This window comes from Sorangium sp. So ce834, from assembly GCF_051521425.1.
Classification (GTDB): Bacteria; Myxococcota_A; Polyangia; order Polyangiales; family Polyangiaceae; genus Sorangium; species Sorangium cellulosum_D.
Map to the genome: position 1 here is coordinate 3,150,609 of NZ_CP150351.1, position 20,979 is coordinate 3,171,587.

A 20,979-nucleotide genomic window follows, 5' to 3' on the forward strand; every position below is an offset into this window, starting at 1 on the left:
ACACCGTGCGATTAGGGTTGGGGGGCGACGGACGAGAAGGCTTTGTTCGTCACGACGTCGATGACCAGCTCGCGCAGCTGGAACCCCGACGCCTCGAACGAGGTGGTCAGCTCGTTGACGACGCTGCCGTCGACGTCCCGCTCTTCGTGCCCCGCCGCATACGAGTAGTACTTGCGGACGAGGCATTGCGCGACCTTGTCGTTGGCGCCGATGGCCTCGCCGAGCTCGCGCGCGTCGGCGACCGGCTGCTTGTCGAACGCGCCGCTCGGGTCGATCGGCAGGCCGTGGTCGGTCGTGCGGTAGCGGCCGATCGCGTCGAAGTTCTCGAGCGGCAGGGCCAAGGGGTCCATGTACGCGTGGCAGCCGGCGCAGGTGGGGTCGGTCCGGTGGAGCTCGAGCCGCTGACGTTTGGTGAGGGGCTTATCCGCAGACGGCTCCGGGAGCACGATGTTGATGTCGCCGGGGGGCAACGGGATGGTCTTGCACAAAAGGGCCTCGCTCATGAACCTGCCGCGCAGGGTGGGGGAGCCCTCTTTCTGGTTCGCGAACTGCGAGAGGAAGCCCGCCTTGCTGAGGATCCCGAGGCGCGGGCCGTCCGCCGGCAACGAGCGGACCTCGAAGCTGTTCGCGCTGAGGCCGGTCGTGTCGAGGCCGTAGAGCTGGGCGAGCTCCGTGTTGACGACGACCTTCGTGGTCGAGAACAGGTCGAGCGCGCTCGCCTGATCGTCGAACGCGAGGACCTCCCAGGTACCTCGCATGTCGCGGACCATCGCCTCTTGCAGCGCGTGGCCGTACTCCGGGAATAGCGCCGTGTCCTTGGCCTGCGTGCCGATTCGTTCGAGCCGCATGTACTCCTCGGCGAAAGCGCCGACGGCCTCGCGTCCGGCGGGCGCGTCGAGCAGCCGCGTCGCCGCCTCACGGACCCCCTCCACCGTCTCGAGGACGCCGCTGGCGGCCTGGTCGAGCAGCTCCTTGTCCGGCAGGCTGTTCCACACCAGGAACGCGAGCCGGGAGGCCATCTCGTAGCCCGTCAAGCGGAGCGACCCGTTGGCGCTCGGCGCTCCGAGCTCCGGGCGATACAGGAAGTTCGGCGACGTGAAGAGGGCGACCGTCGCCCAGCGGGCACCCTCGACGGCGCTGCCGAGCTCGGTCGCGGCCGTCGCGGCGACCCCCGCGAGCCGGTCGACCTCCGTGGCCTCGAGCGGGCGGCGCCACGCTCGGAGCCCCAGCGTCTCGATGAAACCGCGCACGCAAGCGTCGTCCCGCGCTCCGCTGGGCGCGCAGCCGATGAACCGGTCCCGCTTCGCGGAATCCGCGAACACCGTGTTCACGGCGTCCTCGATGGCCGTGTGGTACTGCTCGACGCCTCGTTCCGAGGTCACGACGGTCGCTGCGCCGATGACCGCAAAATTCCCGTTCCAGCTGTCGGCGTCGAGCTTATTGACATCGACCTCCACCTCGAACACGTCGCGCACCGCGTTGCGGAACTGCGTTCTCGTCAAACGGCGCAGCATCCCGGCCGCCGGCTGGAACTTCGGAGGGGTCGAGCCCGCCGACGGTCCATCGCTTCCGGCGGGGGGGTCCTCATCGCCGTCCGCCGAGTCACCCAGCGTGCCCGTGCACGCGGCCGCGAACGCGAGCGTGCACACAGCGGCGATCTCTCTTGAAGTACGGAGCTCGTGCCAGCACGGCTTCTTCATCTTGCTCTCCGAAAACGTAAGGGAGTGACGACGCACGGCAGCCCACATCGGGCGATCATGCCTCAGCGCTGCTGCTCGCACCTCGAACCGCACTTCGCCCGGCGAGACCTGGGCAGAACGTCGATCACTGTCAGCGATCGTTTGCGCGACGACCGTGCGAGCGGCGTCGGCGCGCAGATCGATCCCGATCCCAAGGACGGAGGGCCCGGGTACGCACGGCGGCCGCCTCCGGGGCAAAGCGAAAGAATACCCCTGGAGGGAATGTGAACGTTCACATGGGCGATGTCAAACAAAAATGACGGCGCGTCCGCCCTCGGACCCGGTGGGGGGCCGGGCCGGCGGGCCTACGCTGGAGGCCCGTACGCGCTCAGCGGTCCCGGGGGGCCGCGGCCGTGCTCTTGCGCACGACCAGCTTTGTCTCGACAACGACGTGCGCATAGGAGCGCTGGCCGCTCTCGATCTGACCGAGCAAGAGGTGGAGGCACCTTCTCCCGAGCGCGGAAAAATCCTGGTTCACGGTGGTGAGCGGCGGCGTGAAGTAGGCCGCCTCCGGGATGTCGTCGAAGCCGACGATGCTGATGTCCTTCGGCACGTCGCGCCCGACCTCGTGGAGAAACCGGAGCAGGCCGAGCGCCATCTGGTCGTTGGCCACGAACACGGCGGTGACGCCCGGCGTGCGCACCAGCTGCGGGCCGAGCTCGTACCCCGAGCGGGCGCTCCAGTCGCCGCGCAGGAGAGGGGTCCGCTCGACGCCGGCGGCGACCAGCGTCGAACGCCAGCCGTCGACGCGCTGGTCGGCCTCGAGCCAGTCGGGCGGACCGGCGACGTGCCACACCGTCCGGTGGCCCAGGTCGAGGAGGTGGCGGGTCGCGGCCGCCGCGCCGCCGTGCTGGTCGACGGCGACCACCGGGATCGAGTCGTCCGGCCCGCCCTCGACGGCGACCACCGGCACGTCGGAGGTGATGTGGCGGAGCGCGTCCACCGCCGACCGCTGCGGGGCGATGACCACGACGCCGTCGGCGCCCTGGTCGCACAGCCGCTTCACCGCTTCCACCACCGACGCGCGGCTGAGGGACTTGACGCTGGCGATGCTGACGCCGTACCCGGCGTCGTGCGCCGCCTCCTCGAGCCCGAGGAGCGTCGACGCCGGCCCGTAGAGCGTCGTGTCGAAGCTGACCACGCCCAGCGTCCGCGAGCGCCCGGTGACGAGCGCCTGCGCCACGGAGCTCGGGCGGTAGTCGAGCTGGCGGATCGCTTCGAGCACGCGCTCCCGCGTCTCGCGGTGCACGTGGGGGCTGTCGTGCAGGACCCGCGAGACGGTTTGGTGCGAGACGCCGGCGAGCTTGGCCACATCGACCATGACAGCGGCGCGGCGCCCGCCTCGCTTGACGCGCCGCTCTGGAGGGGAGTTCTCAGCCATCGGGGCCGGAGCTTAGTCGTGAACGGGCGGATTGGAATCCACATCGAACATGACCGTGGCCCGGCGCTCGCCCGCTTGACGCGCCGCTCCAGGGGCGATGCGCCAGCCGCCGCCTGCCCCCCCGGCCTCGGCAGCGGCGGGCCGGATCGGGGTTGACTTCGGCCATGTGAACGTTCACAATGGAGCCTCATCCTTCGGCTTTGCCCCGATCGGGCCGTCATGCGCGCCGGGACCGTCGCTGCTGGGCCCGTCCCGGCACCGATGCCGTCCGGTCGTCGTCGCGGGCGCAGCCCAGCCGAGCGCGGGAGGGGCGGGCGAGGCGCGGACCAGGAGCCACGATGATCATGAGGAGACTCGCTCGTTCTTCGCTGATGCTTGCAGCTGCCCTCTCGGCGCCGAGCTGCGCCGGACCCCTCGACACCCCGGGGACCTCGACGGGAGGAGGTCAGGGCGGCTCCGCGGAGGGCACGACCGTCAGCACCGGCGGCGCCTCGACGGTCAGCGCCGCCGTCTCCACGACAGGCGGCGCCGGCGGGGGCGCGACGACGGGCGGGGCCGATGCGACCGGCGGCGGCGGCGCCGGCGGCGGAGATCCCCCCGGCGTGGCGAACGGGTACGCCCGGAACCCCATCGTGAGCCACATCTTCACGGCGGATCCATCGGCGCACGTGTTCGAAGGGCGCGTGTACATCTACGCGTCCCACGACCCGGACGATCAGTCGGGCTACTCGATGGTCGACTACCACGTCTTCTCGTCGGACGACCTCGTGAACTGGCAGGATCACGGGGTCGCGCTGGCCGCGAAGGACACGTGGGCCAGGTACCTGTACGCCCCGGACTGCTGCTACAGCGAGGCTAACGGAAAATACTATCTGTACTTCCCGGATTCGGGGAGCGGGATCGGGGTCGCGGTCTCCGACAAGCCGGGCGGCCCGTTCAAGGAGGCGCTGGGCAAGCCGCTCATCTCGCGGAGCACGCCGGGCGTCGGGGACGTGGACTGGCTCTTCGACCCCACGTGCTTCATCGACGATGACGGCCAGGCGTACCTCTATTTCGGCGGAGGTCCGACCGGCACCGGCGACAACGCGCGCGTCATGCGCCTCGGCCGGGACATGATCAGCCTCGCGGACGCGTCGGCGACGACCATCCGGGCGCCGGCCTTCTTCGAGGCGTCGTTCATGCACAAGCGCGACGGGAAATACTACTTCTCGTACTCGACCGACTTCACGGGCCACGCGGCGTACATCGATTACATGATGAGCGACAACCCGATGACCGGCTTCACCTACGCAGGGACCATCCTGCCGAGCCCGGCCGACAACAACGGCGATAACAACCACCACTCGATCGTCGAGTACCAGGGCAACTGGTACATCTTCTTCCACAACCGCGTGCTCGCGAAGCGCGACGGCTTCTCGAACTACCAGCGCAGCATCACGGTCGACAACCTGACGTACGACGCGCAAGGCAAGATCGTCCAGGTCTCCGCCACGAAGGGCAGGGTGGCTCAGCTGAAGAGCGTCAACGCGCGCGCCCGCATGGAAGCGGAGACCATGGCCGCTCAGCGCGGCATCGAGGTCGACGTCGTGGAAGAGGGCGGCGCGCGGGCCGGGGTCGCCGTGGCCTGGATCAACGACAAGGACTGGATCGGGTACTCGCAGCTCGACTTCGGCCGCGGCGCGGAGAGCTTCCGTGCGCGCGTAGCGTCGGGCTCGACCGCTGGCGGCTCGATCGAGGTGCTGCTGGGCGGCTGCGAGGGGTTCACCGACACCCCCGGCGAGCGCATCGGCGTGTGCGCGGTCAGCCCCACGGGAGGCTGGCAGGCGTGGAAGGATGTCGAGTGCGCGGCTCAGGTTCCGCCAGGAGTCCACGATATCTGTCTACGCTTCACCGGCAGCGGGTCGGATCCGCTGTTCAACCTGGATTATTTCCAGTTCCAGTGATCGCTGCGCCGCGCTCGACGCGCCGGCCAGACGAGCTCGCCCGCGCCGGGACCCGAGCCGCCGCGCAGCAGCGGCTCGGCGATTGTTGTTGACACCGAAGATGTTAACGTTCACATTGAAACATCATCACTTCGGCTTCGCCATGAGCAGGTCGCCATGAGCACTGGGACGTTCGTCATCGGGATCGATTTCGGCACCGACTCCGTCCGTTCGGTCGTCGTGGACGCGCGCGACGGCGCGCTCGCGGGGGCAGCGGTCGCGCCTTACCCGCGCTGGGCGCAAGGTCGCTACTGCGACCCGCGCGAGCACCGGTTCCGCCAGCATCCGCTCGACTACCTGGCTGCGATGGAGTCGTCGATCCGATCGGCCCTGGAGCAGGCGGGCGGCGACGTGGCCGCGCGCGTGCGCGGGATCTCGGTCGACACCACCGGCTCCACGCCGGTCCTGGCCGACGCGAAGGGCAGGCCGCTCTCGCTGCTCCCTGGCTTCGAAGAGGATCCGGACGCGATGTTCATCCTCTGGAAGGACCACACCGCCGTGGCCGAGGCGGCGCGGATCAACGAGCTCGCCCGCACCTGGGGCGGCCCGGATTACACGAAGTTCTCGGGGGGCGTCTACTCCTCCGAGTGGTTCTGGGCCAAGGCGCTCCACGTCGTCGAGAGCAACCCGGCGGTGGCGCGCGCGGCGGTCACCATCCTCGAGCACTGCGACTGGATCCCCGCGGTCCTCACCGGCACCGAGGATCTCGGGCGGATCCGGCGGAGCCGCTGCGCCGCGGGCCACAAGGCCATGTGGCACCCGGAGTTCGACGGGTATCCGTCGAGCGATTTCCTGGCGAGGCTGAGCCCGCGCTTGCCCGCGCTCAGGGCGACCCTCGGCTCGCGCACCTTCACCGCGGACGCGCCCTTCGGGACGATCTCGCCCGCGTGGGCCGCGACGCTCGGGATCCCGGCGGACGTCGTCGTGGGCGTCGGCGCCTTCGACGCGCACATGGGCGCGGTGGGCGGCGACATCCAGCCTCACCACCTGCTCAAGGTCATGGGCACGAGCACGTGCGATATGCTCGTCGCCCCGAAGACGGACGCGCCCGAGGTCCTTGTCGCCGGGATCTGCGGCCAGGTGGACGGCTCGATCCTCCCCGGCGCGATCGGCTACGAGGCAGGGCAGTCCGCCTTCGGCGACGTCTTCGCGTGGTTCAAGCAGCTGCTCAGCTGGCCGCTCCTCGCGATCCAGCCGGACGCCCCGGGGGCCGGCGATCCGCGCCGGGCGGCGCTCGCCGACGCGATCATGGACCGGATCATCCCCGAGCTGGACAAGGCCGCCGCGGAGATCCCGCCGTCGCGGAGCTCCGTCGTCGCGCTCGACTGGTTCAACGGGCGGCGGACGCCGGACGCGGACCAGCGGCTCCAGGGGGCGATCGCCCGCCTGGATCTGGGCACCGACGCGCCGCGGATCTACCGCGCGCTGGTCGAGGCGATCGCCTTCGGCTCGCGCGCCATCGTCGAGCGCTTCCGCGCGCAGGGGATCCGCATCGACGGCATCATCGGTATCGGAGGGGTCGCGCGCAAGAGCCCCTTGACCATGCAGGTCCTCGCGGACGTGCTCGACATGACCGTCGAGGTCCGCGCCGGCGAGCAGCCGGTCGCCCTGGGAGCGGCGATGTTCGCCGCGACGGCGGCGGGCCTGCACGCCACGATCGAGGACGCGCAACGCGCGATGTCCTCCGGGACCGAGGCCCGTTATCGACCTGATCCCGCGCGCGCCAGGCTCTATGACGCGCTGTACAGGGATTATGTCGAGCTCGGATCGTTCGTGGAAGAGGAGCTGACGCAATGAGCGGTATCGCGATGCAGGATCTTCGGGAGAGCTTCGAAGTCTGGTTCTTGACCGGCAGCCAGGACCTCTACGGCGAGGAGACGCTGAAGCAGGTCGCCGAGCACGCGCGGGAGATCGCCGGGTACCTGGACGCCTCGGGCAAGCTCCCGGTCAAGGTCGTCTGGAAGCCGACGCTGAAGAGCCCCGAGGCGATCCTCGCCGTGTGCCGCGAGGCGAACGCGACGCCGCGGTGCGCCGGCGTGATCACGTGGATGCACACGTTCTCGCCCGCGAAGATGTGGATCGCGGGGCTCACGCGGCTGGAGAAGCCGATCGCTCACCTGCACACGCAGCACGGGCGCGAGCTCCCCTGGGGGAGCATCGACATGGACTTCATGAACCTGCACCAGTCCGCCCACGGGGACCGCGAGTTCGGGTACATCGGCGCGCGCCTGCGCATCGAGCGGAAGGTCGTGGTCGGGCACTGGAAGGACGAGGACGTGCTCGCCAGGCTCGACGTCTGGGCGCGCGCGGCATGCGCGATGCTGGACGCGCGGCGGCTCAAGATCGCCCGCTTCGGCGGCATGAACATGCGCGAGGTGGCCGTCACCGGCGGGGACCGCGTCGAGGCGCAGGTCAAGCTGGGGTGGGCGGTGAACGGCTACGGCGTGGGCGATCTGGTCGGGCGGATCGCGGACGTGGACGAGGCCGAGGTCGATCGGCTGGTGGCGGAGTACGACGAGGCGTACTCGGTCGCTCCCGCCCTGAGGAAGGGCGGCGCGCGCCGCAACGATCTGCGCTACGCGGCGAGGCAGGAGGCGGCGCTGCGCACCTTCCTGAAGGAGGGCGGCTTCGGCGGGTTCACGACGACCTTCGAGGACCTGCACGGGCTCAAGCAGCTCCCCGGCCTCGCGGTGCAGCGGCTCATGGCCGACGGCTATGGCTTCGGCGCCGAGGGCGACTGGAAGTCGTGCGGCCTCGTCCGCGCGCTGAAGGTCATGGCGACCGGGCTGCGCGGCGGCGTCTCGTTCATGGAGGACTACACCTATCACCTCGTCGACGGGAAGGAGCGGGTCCTCGGCGCCCACATGCTCGAGATCTGCCCGACGATCGCCGCGGGGAGGCCGTCGCTGGAGATCCACCCGCTCTCCATCGGCGGCAAATCGGACCCGTGTCGGCTGGTCTTCGACTCCGGGACCGGTCCGGCCGTGAACGTGGCCATGATCGATCTGGGCGGCCGCATGCGGATGGTCGCGAACGAGCTCGAGGCGGTGCCGCCCGAGGAGGAGATGCCGAACCTGCCCGTGGCGCGCGCGGTGTGGATCCCGAAGCCGGACTTCAAGCGCGCGTGCGAGGCCTGGATCCTCGCGGGCGGCGCTCATCATTGCGCGCACAGCCGCGCCGTGACGATGGAGCACCTGGAGGACTTCGCGTCGATCGCCGGCGTGGAGCTGATCCGCATCGGGGTCGGGACCGAGATCCACGCGCTGAAGAACGAGCTGCGCTGGAACGACCTCTCCTACCGGCTGTCGCGCTGAGGGACGTGACGTGAGCGCGACCTACCGAGAGCTGCGAGAGCGGGCCTGGGCGGCGAACCTGGAGATCCCGCGCCGAGGGCTCGCGATCTACACGTTCGGCAACGTCTCGGCGTTCGATCGCGACCGGGGCGTCCTGGCCATCAAGCCGAGCGGCGTGCCGTACGACCGGCTGTCGATCGACGACATGGTGGTCGTCGATCTCGAGGGAAAGGTGGTCGAGGGCCGACTCCGACCTTCCTCGGATACCCGGACGCACATCGTCCTCTACGCGAACTTCCGCGGGGTGGGCGGCGTCGTCCACACCCACTCGACCTACGCGACCGGCTGGGCGCAGACGGGCATGCCGATCCCGATCTACGGTACGACCCACGCCGATCACCTGGCCGAGGACGTGCCGTGCACCGCGGTGATGCGGCCGGACGCCGTGCAGGGCGACTACGAGACCGAGACCGGCAGGCAGATCCTCGAGTGCTTCGCGGAGCGGAACCCGCTCCACACGCCGATGGTGCTGGTGGCGGGACACGCCCCCTTCGCGTGGGGAGAGGACGCCGACAAGGCGGTGTACAACGCGGCGGTGCTCGAGGAGATCGCGCGGATGGCGTTCATCACCCGCGCCATCCACCCGGGCGCCGCGCGCCTCCCGGACGCGCTCGTGCGCAAGCACTTCGAGCGGAAGCACGGCAAGGGCGCGTATTACGGCCAGAAGTGAGGCCGGACACCGCGGGGCGACGAAGAGCGAGCGTCCCGCGGACGAGATGTGCATAGGATGGAGCGGAAAGGAGCTGCGCCATGAAGAGGAGCCGTGTTGTCGCCGTCGCGGTGATGGTCCTGACTGGACTATCGGTGATCCTGGGTGGGTTGGGTTGTCAGTCGGAGAAGAAGAAGATCACGCTGGGGTTCTCGCAGATCGGCGCCGAGAGCGAGTGGCGGACGGCGAACACGAAGTCGATCGAGGAGGCCGCCAAGGAGGCAGGGATCGAGCTCAAGTTCTCCGACGCGCAGCAGAAGCAGGAGAACCAGATCAAGGCCATCCGGTCGTTCATCGCCCAGAAGGTGGACGTCATCGCCTTCTCGCCCGTGGTCGAGACCGGCTGGGAGCCCGTCCTGCGCGAGGCCAAGGCGGCCAAGATCCCGGTCATCTTGACCGATCGCGCCGTGGACACGAAGGACGACAGCCTCTGGGTCACCTTCATGGGGTCGGACTTCGTCGAGGAAGGCCGCCGCGCGGCGAAGTGGCTGGTCGAGAAGACGAAGGACCAGCAGGGCACCGTCAACATCGTCGAGCTGCAGGGCACGGTCGGCTCCGCCCCCGCCATCGACCGGAAGAAGGGGTTCGAGGAGATCATCAAGGACAAGCCGAACTTCAAGATCCTCCGCTCGCAGACGGGAGACTTCACCCGCGCCAAGGGCAAGGAGGTCATGGAGGCGTTCCTCAAGGCGGAGGGGAAGAACATCAACGTCCTCTACGCCCACAACGACGACATGGCGATCGGCGCGATCCAGGCCATCGAGGAGGCCGGCATGAAGCCCGGCAAGGACATCCTGATCATCTCGATCGACGCGGTGAAGGGCGCGTTCGAGGCGATGATGGCCGGCAAGCTCAACGTGACGGTCGAGTGCAGCCCCCTGCTCGGGCCGCAGCTCATGAGCGCGGTGAACGACCTCGTGGCCGGCAAGACGTTGCCGAAGCGCATCGTGACCGAGGAGGGCGTCTTCCCGATGGAGAGCGCCGCCGCGGAGTTCCCGAAGCGCAAGTACTGAGCGCGACGGAGATCTCGGCGCGGGGACCGGGAGGAGGTGTGCGATGATGAGCGAGGCCGTGCCCATGCTCGAAATGAAGACGATCTCCAAGCGGTTCTCCGGAGTGCAGGCGCTCCAGTCGGTCGACTTCCGCCTGCTGCCGGGCGAGGTGCACGCCCTCATGGGGCAGAACGGCGCCGGCAAGTCGACCCTGGTCAAGGTCCTCACCGGCGTCCACACCGCGGACAGCGGGCACATCCTCCTCGAAGGCCGGGAGATCAGGCCGACGAGCCCGCTCGAGGCGCAGAAGCTCGGCATCAGCGCGGTGTTCCAGGAGGTGAACCTCTGCACCAACCTGTCGGTCGCCGAGAACATCTGCCTCGGCCGGGAGGGCTCGAGCCCGTACGCCCTCCGGTGGGGGGAGATGCACCGGAGGGCCGCCGCCGCGCTCGAGGATCTGAACGTTCACATCGACGTCACCGCGCCGCTCTCCGACTTCTCGCTCGCCGTCCAGCAGATCGTCGCGATCGCCCGCTCGCTGACCGCCAGGGCCAAGATCCTCATCCTCGACGAGCCGACGTCGAGCCTGGCCGAGGACGAGGTCCGGGTGCTGTTCTCGATCATCCGGCGCCTCAAGGCGCAGGGGATGGCGATCCTGTTCATCTCGCACTTCCTCGATCAGCTGTTCGAGATCTCCGACCGGATCACGGTGCTGAGGAACGGGCAGCTGGTCGGCGAGTACCCGACCGCCGAGCTGTCGCGGATGCAGCTCATCACGCGGATGGTCGGGCGCGAGGTGCAGGACGAAGGCCCGACCCGGGCCGAGCGCCCCCGGGCGGAGCGGCCGGCGGGCGGGGACGCGCCGCTCTTGCGGGCGCGCGGCCTCGGCAAGAAGGGCTCGGTCCATGACATCGACATCGAGGTGAGGGCGGGGGAGGAGCTCGCCCTCGCGGGCCTCCTGGGCGCCGGGAAGACGGAGACGGCGCGGCTCCTGTTCGGGGTCGACCAGGCGGACCAGGGCACCATCGAGATCGACGGCGCCGAGGCGCACATCCGCTCGCCGCTCGACGCGATCGCGCACGGGCTCGCGTTCTGCCCCGAGGACCGGAAGTCCGAGGGGATCATCGGCGACCTCTCGCTGCGCGAGAACATCGTCCTCGCCCTCCAGGCGAAGCGCGGCATGTTCCGCAACCTGTCCCGGGCTCGGCAGGACAGCATCGCCCGCGGCTACATCGAGCGGCTCGGCATCGCGGCGGCCGACGCGGAGGTGCCCGTCTGCAAGCTGAGCGGCGGGAACCAGCAGAAGGCGCTCCTCGCCCGGTGGCTGGCGACCGATCCGCGCATGCTCATCCTCGACGAGCCGACCCGCGGCATCGACGTGGCGGCCAAGGGCGAGATCATGGGGCAGGTCATGGAGCTGTGCGATCGGGGCATGGCGGTGGTGCTCGTCTCCTCGGAGATGGCCGAGGCGCTGCGCTACTCGGACCGGGTCGTCGTCCTGCGCGACCGGCGCAAGGTGGCGGAGCTCGACGCGGGCGACGCCGACGAGCAGGGGGTGTACCAGATCATCGCCGGGGGGCACGCGTGAGCGCGGCGGCGGCTTCCCTGCGCCGGCTCGCCGGGAGGAGCATCTCCTTCCCGCTGGCGATGCTCGGCCTGCTCCTCCTGTTCAACCTCGTCAACAACCCGCAGTTCTTCGCGATCACGGTCAAGGACGGCCACCTGTATGGCAGCGTCATCGACATCCTGAACCGCGCGTCGCCGCTCATGATCATCGCCATGGGGCTCACCCTGGTGATCGCCACCCACGGGATCGACATCTCGGTCGGCGCGGTCGTCGCCATCTCGGGCGCGGTCGCGGCCGCGCTGATCGGCGGCCAGCTCTCGCTGGGCGGCGGGGCCGGCATGGCGGACGTGACCCAGGTTCCGCTGCCGCTCGTCCTCGCCGCCGCGCTGGGCGCGGCGCTGGCCTGCGGCATGTGGAACGGCGCGCTCGTGTCGATGGTCGGCATGCAGCCGATCATCGCGACCCTGATCCTGCTCGTCACGGGCCGGGGCATCGCCCAGCTCATCACGGGCGGCCAGATCATCACGATCTACTACAGCCCGTACCATGCCATCGGGAACGGCTTCTTGCTGGGCGTCCCGGCGTCGCTGTTCATCGTGGCGGGCGTGGGCGCCGTCCTCGGGTTCCTGGCCCGCAAAACCGCGCTCGGCATGTTCGTCGAGGCGATCGGCATGAGCCCGGTCGCCTCGCGGCTCGCCGGGATCCGCGCGCGCTCGATCACCTTCGCCTGTTACGCGGTGTGCGGCCTGTGCGCCGGCATCGCGGGGCTGATCGTGAGCTCGAACGTCAAGAGCGCCGACGGCAACAACGCGGGCCTGCTCTTCGAGCTCGACGCCATCCTGGCGGTGGTCCTGGGCGGGACGTCGCTCGCCGGGGGCAAGTTCACGCTGGCGGGGAGCGTCGTCGGCGCCCTCATCATCCAGACGCTCACCACCACGATCTACGCGGTCGGCGTCCCGCCCGAGGTCAACCTGGTGGTGAAGGCGCTCGTCGTCTTCGTGGTCAGCATCCTGCAATCGCAGAAGGTCAGAGGCCTCCTTGGGAGGCAGCGGGCCGGGAGAGTGGCCGTTCCATGATGGACACCGCAGCCGTGACGGGCAACACCGCAGCCGTGACCAGGCCGTCGCTCCGGTTGAACCCGAGGCACCTGCCCCTCGCCGTCACCATCGGCCTGTTCGTGCTCATGTTCGGCGCCGGATCTTGCCTGTTCGACGGGTTCTTCTCGCTGCAGGTGTTCCTCAACTTCTTCATCGACAACGCGTTCCTGGCGATCGCGGCCGTCGGGATGACCTTCGTCATCCTCTCTGGCGGGATCGACCTCTCGGTCGGCTCGGTCATCGCGCTGACCACGATGGTCTCGGCGTCGCTCGTCGAGAAGCACGGCGTCAGCCCGGCGGCGGTCATCCCGCTCGTCCTGGCCATGGGCGCGGGCATCGGCCTCGCGATGGGGGTGGTCATCCACTACTTCGAGGTCCAGCCCTTCATCGTCACGCTGGCGGGCATGTTCCTGACCCGCGGGCTCTGTTACCTCATCAGCATCGACTCGATCACCATCCACGACGGCTTCTACGTCGCGGTCTCGTCGCATCGCATCCCGTTCCTGTTCGACACGTCGATCACGTGGAACGTGATCATCGCGCTCGCGCTGTTCGCCGCGGCGATCTACCTCGCGCACTACACGCGCTTCGGCCGCACGGTCTACGCGATCGGCGGCAACGAGCAATCCGCCCTGCTCATGGGCCTCCCGGTGGCGAGGACCAAGGTGCTCATCTACACCTTGAGCGGGTTCTGCTCGGCGCTGGCGGGCGTCGCCTTCACGTTCTACATGGTGTCCGGCTACGCGCTGCACGCCGGCGGGATGGAGATGGACGCCATCGCCGCCGTCGTCATCGGCGGCACCCTGCTGACCGGCGGCTTCGGCACGGTGGTCGGGACCCTGTTCGGCGTGCTCATCTACGGCACCATCCAGACCCTCATCATGTTCGAGGGCACGCTCAGCTCCTGGTGGACCAAGATCGTCGTCGGGCTCCTCCTCCTGTTCTCCTGCCTGCTGCAGCGGCTCTTCGAGCGGCGCCTGGTCGGCGGGACGCCGAAGAGGCCATGACGGCCGACACCGGCGAACTGCGGCATCGCTTTCATCGCCGGACCAGCGCCGGAGCCAGCTACGACTCGAACGGGTACAGCCTCGGACGGCTCACGGATTCGAGGTGACTCTGGCGAAGAGCTGGGCCAATGACGGCGGCACCCCGTCCGGCGCAGTCGCCTCGTTCCCCAGCTCGACGTCCGGCCGGACGCCGACCGCGTGGATCGCCTCCCCGCCCGGCAGGACCATCATCGCCGCCGGCGCGAGCACCGGCGCGCGCTCCGCCGGATCGACCGCGACCTTCAGCGCCGTCCCCTTGCCGTACGTCCGCTCCCCCGCGACGATCGCCCGCCCGTGCCACTGCAGGCAGCCGGCGAAGAGCTCCGCCGCCGACGCCGTGCCGCGATTCACCAGGATCCACAGCGGCGCGCGGCACGGATTCCGGTGGCTCGATCGGTACACGACCTCGTCGCCGTCCGCGTCGATCGCCCGCGCGACGACGCTCCCCGGCTCCAGGAAGTCGCCCGCGAGCTCGCGGAACGCCGTGAGCTCCCCGCCGGGGTTGTCGCGCAGATCGAGCACGAGCGTCTCCAGCCCCTCCGCCTCGAGCGCGCCGAGCGCCGCGTGGACCCGGGCCGGCACGTCCAGCGAGAACCGGCGGATGCGCAGGTAGCCGATCCCCGGCCCGATCCAGGCGCTATCGACGACGCGCGACGCGTCCCCGCAGGGGTGGATCGACGCGACCAGCGCATCGACGTCCGCCGGGAGCGGGGCGCCGGCGGGCAGGGCGCCGCCTGCGCTCGCCGCGTTGTAGGCGAAGAACACGTTCACCGCGCTCGGCAACACCTGGATGCCGAGGATGCAGTTGAAGTTGTTGCCGATCCTCACGCACAGCAGCATCGTCCCCGGAAGGTAGTTGATGAGGATCTTGAAATAGCCGAGCGTGTACCGCGCTTGCCCCATGAACGTCGGGTGCAGCGTGCCCGCCTGATCGCCCGCCGTCATGGGGCTGAACGACCCCTGGTGCAGGGCGGCCGCCATCGAGATCCACACGTTGAACGAGAACGGGAACTTCATCCCGTTCGGGCTGAAGTTGGGGAAGGGGAACAGGCCGAGCACCGGCGACAGGCACACGTCCGGAAAACCGGCGCTCAGGCCGACCGCCTTGTTGTTCGCAGGGAGCATCGCGCGGCCTCCTAGCCCAAGAGGATCTGCTTGCCGTTCACCGTGACCGTCTCCTCGGTCAGGATCGTGGCGTTCTTCGCCTTCGTGAACGAGGTCTTCTCCACCACCGTGTGCGACTCGCTGGCCTGGACGCTCAGGAGCGCGCTCACCCGCTGGTAGACCGACGCGAACTTCTGGACCACGGCGTCGGCCACCATCCGGATCTTGCCGGCCTGCACCTCGAGCTCCGGTCCCCGGATCTCGACGCCCTTGTCGCCGCACAGCGAGAGCGCGCCCTCCCGCGCGTGCACCGCCACGTCGCCCTGGAGCGACAGGACCGACCGCCCCCGCCCGTGGAGCACGCCGATCGCGTAATAGGCGTCGTCCCGCCCGATGACGAGCAGCGTGTCGTCCAGCGCAGGCTCGTAGGGGAGCGCGAGCGCCATCTGGACCGCGACCGGCTGGCCGCCCGGCAGCTCCACCGCGATCGCGCCCGCCTCCGCCGAGGTGACCCGCGCCGGGCCCAGGTACTCCCGCGGGAGCGCCGCGGCCCGGCCCGGGCCCGCCTCGCCCTCCGCCGCGGCGCCGGCCCGCGCAAGGCCGATCCTGGGCAACTCGGCGCCCCGGCCGCGCGCGGCGTGCTCCTCGCCCCCCGGCGCGTCCACCCGCACGGCCGCCGCGCGATCGCTCTCCTTCATCGCTCCCATCGACATGGCTCCTCCTCTACGAGCGCCGCTCTGGCGGCATCCAGGCCTCGGCCTCCAGCCGGTCCACGTCCGTGCGCCTCGCCGTGGCGAGGTTCGCGTCGAGATAACGCGCCTTCTCGTCGCGGACATGGTGCAGGTTCGCCCACGTCAGGTCCGCGCCGGTGAAGTCGGCGCCGGTGACGTCCGCGTGCGAGAAATCGGCGTAGTGCGCCTTGACGCCCACGAACAGCGCCCCGGCCGCGCGGGCCTCGGTCAGCAGCGACTCCCGGAGGTCGGACCCCGCGAGGTTCGCCCCAGCGAGATCGGCCTTCACGAAGATCGCGTTGCGGAGCATCGCCTGCGTCATCACGGCGCCGGCGAGGGTGCCCTCGCCGAAGAAGGCGGTCTTCGCCATGGCGCCCGACAGGGTGGCGTGCCGCAGGTTCGCCTCCTTGAAGTTCGCGTTGGCCAGGATGGCGCCCTCCAGGCGGGTGCGCTCCAGGTTGCACGCGGTGAAATCGCAGTTCGACAGGTCGCACCCCGACAGGTCCATCCCCGAGAGGTTGCCGAGCGCGAAGAAGCACCGCGAGATGGTCAGTCCGGCGAGCGACGTGCGGGTCAGGTCCACGCCGGAGAAGTCCACGCAATCGAAGATCGCCTTCTCGAAGCGGATGCCCTCCACGCGGGCGAGCCGCAGCGTGGTCTGCGAGACGAGCGCGCGGGTCAGGTCCGCGCCCGAGAGGTCCGCCCGCTCCAGGACGCAGCGCACGAGCCGCGACCCGGACAGGTTCGCGCCGGAGAGGTCGGCCTCGGTGAAGACGACCATCTCGAGGTCCTTGCCCGAGAGATCCGCGCCCGGCAGCCGCGCCCCGTACAGCATGCACGACCTCAGCGTCGCGCCCCGGAAATCCGCGCCGGTGAGGTCGCAGTTCGCGAGCGTCGTCTGGTCGAGCGTCGCGCCTCGGAAGCTCGCGCCCCGGAGGTTCGTGCCCTGGAGCGACGACAGCGTGAGGTTCGCGTTCTCGAAGCTCACCCCGGCGAAGTCCATCTCCTCCAGCGCCGCGCCCGCGAGGTCCGCGCCGGAGAGATCGATCCGGCCGAGGCGCGCGCCGTCGAACACCGTCTTCGTGAGCTTCTTCGGGAGCACGGCCTCCCGGAGATCGGCCTTCAGGAACACCACCGTGTCGAGCTCGGCGCCCGAGAGATCCGCCCGCCGGAGGCTCGCCTCGGCGAACGACGAGCCCTCGATCCGCGCCTGCACCAGCGAGGCGCCCGAGAGGTCCGCCCGCGCGAACGAGGCGTGCGCGAGCGTCGCGCCGTCGAGCGAGGCGTCCGACAGGTCGGCGAGATCGAGCCGCGCGTTCGACAGGGTCGCCCCCGACAGCTCCGCCCCCGCGAGCCGCGACTCGGCCAGGTTGGCCCCCTGGATCCGCGCGCCGCTCAGGTTGGCGCCGGCCAGCTGGCCGCGGACCAGGTGGGCGCCCGCGAGGTTCGCGCCCGCGAGGTTCGCGCCCGAGAGATCGCTCTGGGCCACGGCGGCGCCCTCGAGATCGGCGCCCGACAGGTCCGCGCCGCGGAGCCCGCACCAGGCGATCTGCGCCCCCCGGAGGTCGGCGCCCGACAGGTCCGCGCCGTCCAGCTGCAGCCGGCCGAGCTTCGCGCCGCGCAGCCGCGCCTTGCGGAGGTCGGCGCCCCGCAGATCCATGTCCCCGAGCGCCCGGCCCTCGAGCGCCTCGCCCGCCTGGACCCGCGCCTTCAGCTCGTCCGGCGTCATCGATCCCGCTCCAGCGTCGAGCGCTTCAGGTTCGCCCCCCGGAAATCACAGCCGGAGCCGGAGGTCTGGTAGAATTTTGCATCATAGAGGTTCGCATCGACGAACTTCGCTTCCGGGACGAGCGACTTGTGCAGGTCCGCGTCGAACAGGTTGGCGCGCGTGAAATCGGCCCGCGTGAGGTTCGCCCGGTCGAACCGGGCTCCGCGCGCGTTGGCGCCGAAGAAGCTCGCCCCGTCGGCCACGGCCTCGGTGAAGTGGGCGCTCGTCAGCACGGCGAGGCTGAAGTCCGCGCCGGTGACGGTCGCGCCCAGCCACACGCTGCCCTCGCCGCGCGCGCCCGCGAACACGGCCTCTCGCAGATCGGAGCCGGAGAAGCTCGTGCCGAGGAGGGTCGCGCCCGCGAACGTGGCGGAGGCCGCGCTCACCTTCGACACGAAACACCGCATGAGCGAGGCCTGAGAGAAGTCCGCGCGCTCGAGCGCGGTGCCCTCCAGGAACGCCATCGTCCACTTCGCCCCCCTCGCGGTGGCCCCGGTCATGTCCGCCCGCGAGAAGACGATCTGCGCCCCCTGGCTCTCCGAGAGATCGGCGCCCATGAGCCGCGCGCCGTCGAACGAGGCGCCCTCCAGCGTGGCGCCGCGGAAGACGGCGCGCTCTGCCCACGCGCTCTGCAGCGTCGCGAGGCTCAGGTCCGCGCCCGTGAAGTCCGCGTCCCGCACGTCGGCGTCGAACAGCACCGCCTGCTTCAGCGTCGCGCGGGCGAGCTTCGCGCCCCGGAGGTTCGCGCCCGTGAGGATGGCGCCGGTGAGGTTCGCGCCGGTCAGGTCGACGCCGCTCAGGTCCTGCTCGCTCAGGTCCTGGCCGGAGAGGTCGCTCCCCGGCCCGGGCTGCCCCGGCGGCCGCGGCGGGGCCGCGGACAGGCCCATCGACGCGAGCTTCGGGTCGCTCGCGAGCTTGTCCCACGCCGCGAGCGCCGGGACCTGCGCCCCGCGCGCGGCCGCCAGCGACCTCGCCTCCTCCACCGCCCGCGCGACCCGCCGGAAGGCGGTCCGGAGCTGCGCGTCGGTCACCGCGGGCCGCGCGTCCGCGCTCGGCGCCGGGAGCGCCTGCGACGACCGCGGCAGGTTGCGCAGCGCCTCGGCGATCAGGCCGCCGAGGGCCTTCCCCCCCGGCACGGCGATGCCCGCGAGCCCCGCCATGGCCCGGCGGATCTTGTCCTGCTGCGGCTTGGCGGCGTCGCCGAGCCGCGCCTTGAGCAGCGCCGACAGCGGGTCGAGCCCGGACGCGTCCGCCGGCGCCGCGTCGTCGCCCTTCCGCGCCAGCGCCTGCAGGGCCTTCCACTCCTCCTTGAGCTCCGGCGCGATCTGCTGCTCGATCTCGAGCGGATCGGCCTCGAACCGCTCGAGGATCTCCCGGTAGTGCTCCGGCGGCGGCGACGGCCCGTCGAGCGGCTCGGAGGCGACGAGCGTGGTGGTGCGCGAGAGATCGTCGTCGGTCACCTCGGTGAGGCCCCGCCAGGTGAGGTACAGGGCCTCCTTGTCCAGGTCGGCGAGCAGCGTGTCGAGGTGCATCGGCGCCTCGCGGAACCCGCGCTCCGCGTCCTTCACGAAGACGCGGATCCGGAGCCCCGGGAGCCGCGACTGGAACACCTCCGCGTCCGGGTGGAGGTTCTGGAACAGGAGCTCCTCGTCCCCGCGCAGGTAGGGGAGCCACTGGTCGGGCGGGGCGGCGTTGAAGTACGTCCAGTCGAAGTCCTCGGCGTAGTACGGCGCCCGCTTCTCGCGGTACGACTTGCCGTACTGCTTGCCGACCCTGGCGCGCCGGTCGGGCCGGTTGGGCGAGAGGGGCCCGAAGCCCGCGGGCGCCGGCCGATCCGAGCGCGACAGCAGGAGATCGTCCGCGTTCTCGACGTTGGGGAGCTCGCGTGTCCCGTGGCCTTTGCCCACCGGGTTCAGCGGGTGTCCGGGCCCGCCGAAGCTGTACCGATCGCCGAGGGGCATCCGGTCGAAGGGGACCGGATCGCTCATGGCCGGCCCGAGCAAGCCATCCATCCACACCCGATCGCCGACCACGCGCAGGATCTTGGACCACGATCCGACGCCGAACCGCACCGGACACTCGGTCATGCGCGCCTTGCCCGGCGTGTGGCAGGTGCCGAGCAAGAGGACGTCCGCGTGCGGCTTGAAGTCGGCGAGATCGCTCGGATACAGGCACTCGCCGGTCATGTCGTGGTCGTCGTCGCGGAACACGTCGCCGCGCAGCGTCTCCTGCGCGAGCGCCGGGTGGCCTTCGGGCAGGGAGAGCGGCGCTCCGGGCCGCAGCGTGAACTTCGCTCGGACGATCAGGGTCATCTCCGGCTGGGGCGGCCGGCGCGAGGTGACCTTGCTGCCGAAGAGGAACGGGGTGAGGTTCTTGTTCGCCATCCGTGGTTTCGCCGCGCTTCTGCGTCACACCAGGAGGTGGACCGCCGCGATGTTCGTGCGGACGGGCGCGGCCTTGCTCCGGTCCAGGGAGATCTTCTCGCGCGAGGGCCCCATCGAGAGTGAGGGGCCGACGCTGGCCTCGAGGGTCGCGGTCACGCTGACGGACGCCTCCAGGCCGACCGTCGCGTCGACCGTCGCCCCGACCGAGAGGGTCGCCTCCCCGCCGAGCGTCGCCTCGACCATCGCCCCGAGGACGACCTCGTTCACCACGCCGAGGTTGATCGTCGTCTCGATCCCGTCGACGACGGTCTTGCTGTTGCCCTGCGTGTAGGAGTCGGCGTCTCCATACATCTTGTCCTCGGTGTCGGCGCGGGTCTCCGAGATGATCTTGTCGGCGGTGGTCTTGTTCTTGATGGTCCCGGCCTCGGTGGTGTCCGAGATGGTCTGTTCGACGGTGGTGGTGGACGAGATCGACCCGGCCTTCATGGTCTCTTTCGACGGCCCCTCGACGGTCGTCTCGTCGGTCATCGTCGTGACGTGGGTCTTCGACGCCATCGTCTCCGCCCAGGTCTCCTCGTGGATCGAGGGCACCGGCAGCTTCGCCGAGCCGGTATAGGACGAGATGCTCTTCGCCCACGTCCTGGAGACGATCGTGGGGTTCTCGGTCATCTCCGACGGGTAGTCCTCGATCGGCGTCGGCGTGTTCGGGTCGCCGGTGCGGCTCACCAGCTTGCCGCCGTAATGGTACTCGTACGAGTCGCCGTGGTAGGTCGAGTGCACCTCGCCCTTGACGGTCGTCTCGCGGATCCGCCGCTGGCCGCGGGGGCCCTTCACGAACTCGATATCGCTCCGCCCCTGGAAGGTGATGCCGCCCTGCTTGATGCGCCCGTCCTCCACCTCCGAGCTGGCCTTGAACTCCCTTCGACCGAGGACCGTCATCGAGTAGGTGCCCCCGATGATCTCGATCTTGTCGCCCCGGGTGGTCGTGATCCGGTTGCCGTCGGTCTCGTCCCGCCACGTGTAATCGTCTTCGGGCGTCGCGCCGATGCGCAGGTACGACGACATCCCCTCGCTGAAGTCGGGGACGTGGAGGATCGCGTATTTGCCATCGCCGGCCATGGGAGCT

15 protein-coding genes are annotated in these 20,979 nt (G+C 70.2%); 8 read left to right on the plus strand and 7 right to left on the minus strand.

Going from position 1 to position 20,979, the window contains the following annotated elements:
- Window positions 1–11: 11 nt before the first annotated feature.
- Both WMF20_RS11345 and WMF20_RS11350 read right to left on the minus strand, forming a co-directional pair.
- A complete protein-coding gene (locus WMF20_RS11345) occupies window positions 12–1,700 on the minus strand; it encodes a DUF1592 domain-containing protein (RefSeq protein WP_437613154.1) in 1,689 nt (562 codons plus the stop codon).
- Window positions 1,701–2,067: 367 nt separating this feature from the next.
- Window positions 2,068–3,120 carry a LacI family DNA-binding transcriptional regulator gene (locus WMF20_RS11350; RefSeq protein WP_129574356.1) on the minus strand — a complete coding sequence of 351 codons (1,053 nt, stop codon included), beginning with the start codon at window positions 3,118–3,120 and terminating at the stop codon, window positions 2,068–2,070.
- A gap of 338 nt (window positions 3,121–3,458) precedes the next feature.
- Here WMF20_RS11350 and WMF20_RS11355 point away from each other — a divergent pair, with 338 nt between their 5' ends.
- From WMF20_RS11355 to yjfF, 8 genes are all read left to right on the plus strand, one after another.
- A complete protein-coding gene (locus WMF20_RS11355) occupies window positions 3,459–5,063 on the plus strand; it encodes a glycoside hydrolase family 43 protein (protein ID WP_437613156.1) in 1,605 nt (534 codons plus the stop codon).
- 156 nt (window positions 5,064–5,219) lie between these two features.
- On the plus strand, window positions 5,220–6,899 hold the full coding sequence (locus tag WMF20_RS11360; RefSeq protein WP_129574359.1) for a ribulokinase: 1,680 nt from the start codon (window positions 5,220–5,222) through the stop codon (window positions 6,897–6,899).
- An 11-nt stretch (window positions 6,900–6,910) separates the two neighbouring features.
- Window positions 6,911–8,416, plus strand: coding sequence for an L-arabinose isomerase (gene araA / locus WMF20_RS11365; protein WP_437617102.1), 1,506 nt, complete (start codon window positions 6,911–6,913; stop codon window positions 8,414–8,416).
- A 10-nt stretch (window positions 8,417–8,426) separates the two neighbouring features.
- Entirely contained in the window at window positions 8,427–9,125 is a 699-nt protein-coding gene (locus WMF20_RS11370) for an L-ribulose-5-phosphate 4-epimerase (protein WP_437613158.1), read from the plus strand.
- A 113-nt stretch (window positions 9,126–9,238) separates the two neighbouring features.
- Complete coding sequence (locus WMF20_RS11375; protein WP_408022428.1) at window positions 9,239–10,177, plus strand: ABC transporter substrate-binding protein; 939 nt, start codon at window positions 9,239–9,241, stop codon at window positions 10,175–10,177.
- A 43-nt stretch (window positions 10,178–10,220) separates the two neighbouring features.
- A complete protein-coding gene (locus WMF20_RS11380; protein ID WP_437613160.1) occupies window positions 10,221–11,744 on the plus strand; it encodes a sugar ABC transporter ATP-binding protein in 1,524 nt (507 codons plus the stop codon).
- Window positions 11,741–12,799, plus strand: a complete 1,059-nt coding sequence (locus WMF20_RS11385) for an ABC transporter permease (protein WP_437613162.1) — start codon at window positions 11,741–11,743, stop codon at window positions 12,797–12,799. Before WMF20_RS11380 ends, WMF20_RS11385 begins: the two co-directional genes overlap by 4 nt.
- Complete coding sequence (yjfF, locus tag WMF20_RS11390) at window positions 12,799–13,827, plus strand: galactofuranose ABC transporter, permease protein YjfF (protein WP_437617103.1); 1,029 nt, start codon at window positions 12,799–12,801, stop codon at window positions 13,825–13,827. The genes WMF20_RS11385 and yjfF overlap by 1 nt, the downstream gene beginning before the upstream one ends.
- A 90-nt stretch (window positions 13,828–13,917) precedes the next feature.
- Here yjfF and WMF20_RS11395 read toward each other — a convergent pair whose 3' ends face one another.
- The 5 genes from WMF20_RS11395 to WMF20_RS11415 are packed head-to-tail and all read right to left on the minus strand — an operon-like array spanning window position 13,918 to window position 20,972.
- The gene (locus WMF20_RS11395) at window positions 13,918–14,991 is read right to left on the minus strand and encodes a S41 family peptidase (RefSeq protein WP_437613164.1); all 1,074 of its coding nucleotides are present in this window, start codon (window positions 14,989–14,991) and stop codon (window positions 13,918–13,920) included.
- 11 nt (window positions 14,992–15,002) lie between these two features.
- Window positions 15,003–15,683 (minus strand): DUF3540 domain-containing protein, encoded by a 681-nt coding sequence (locus WMF20_RS11400; RefSeq protein WP_437613166.1) that lies wholly within the window; start codon window positions 15,681–15,683, stop codon window positions 15,003–15,005.
- A 10-nt stretch (window positions 15,684–15,693) separates the two neighbouring features.
- The gene (locus tag WMF20_RS11405) at window positions 15,694–17,430 is read right to left on the minus strand and encodes a pentapeptide repeat-containing protein (RefSeq protein ID WP_437613168.1); all 1,737 of its coding nucleotides are present in this window, start codon (window positions 17,428–17,430) and stop codon (window positions 15,694–15,696) included.
- Window positions 17,427–19,853, minus strand: a complete 2,427-nt coding sequence (locus WMF20_RS11410) for a DUF2169 family type VI secretion system accessory protein (protein WP_437613170.1) — start codon at window positions 19,851–19,853, stop codon at window positions 17,427–17,429. The genes WMF20_RS11405 and WMF20_RS11410 overlap by 4 nt, the downstream gene beginning before the upstream one ends.
- Window positions 19,854–19,877: 24 nt before the next feature.
- Window positions 19,878–20,972 carry a hypothetical protein gene (locus WMF20_RS11415; protein ID WP_437613172.1) on the minus strand — a complete coding sequence of 365 codons (1,095 nt, stop codon included), beginning with the start codon at window positions 20,970–20,972 and terminating at the stop codon, window positions 19,878–19,880.
- Window positions 20,973–20,979 lie beyond the last annotated feature (7 nt).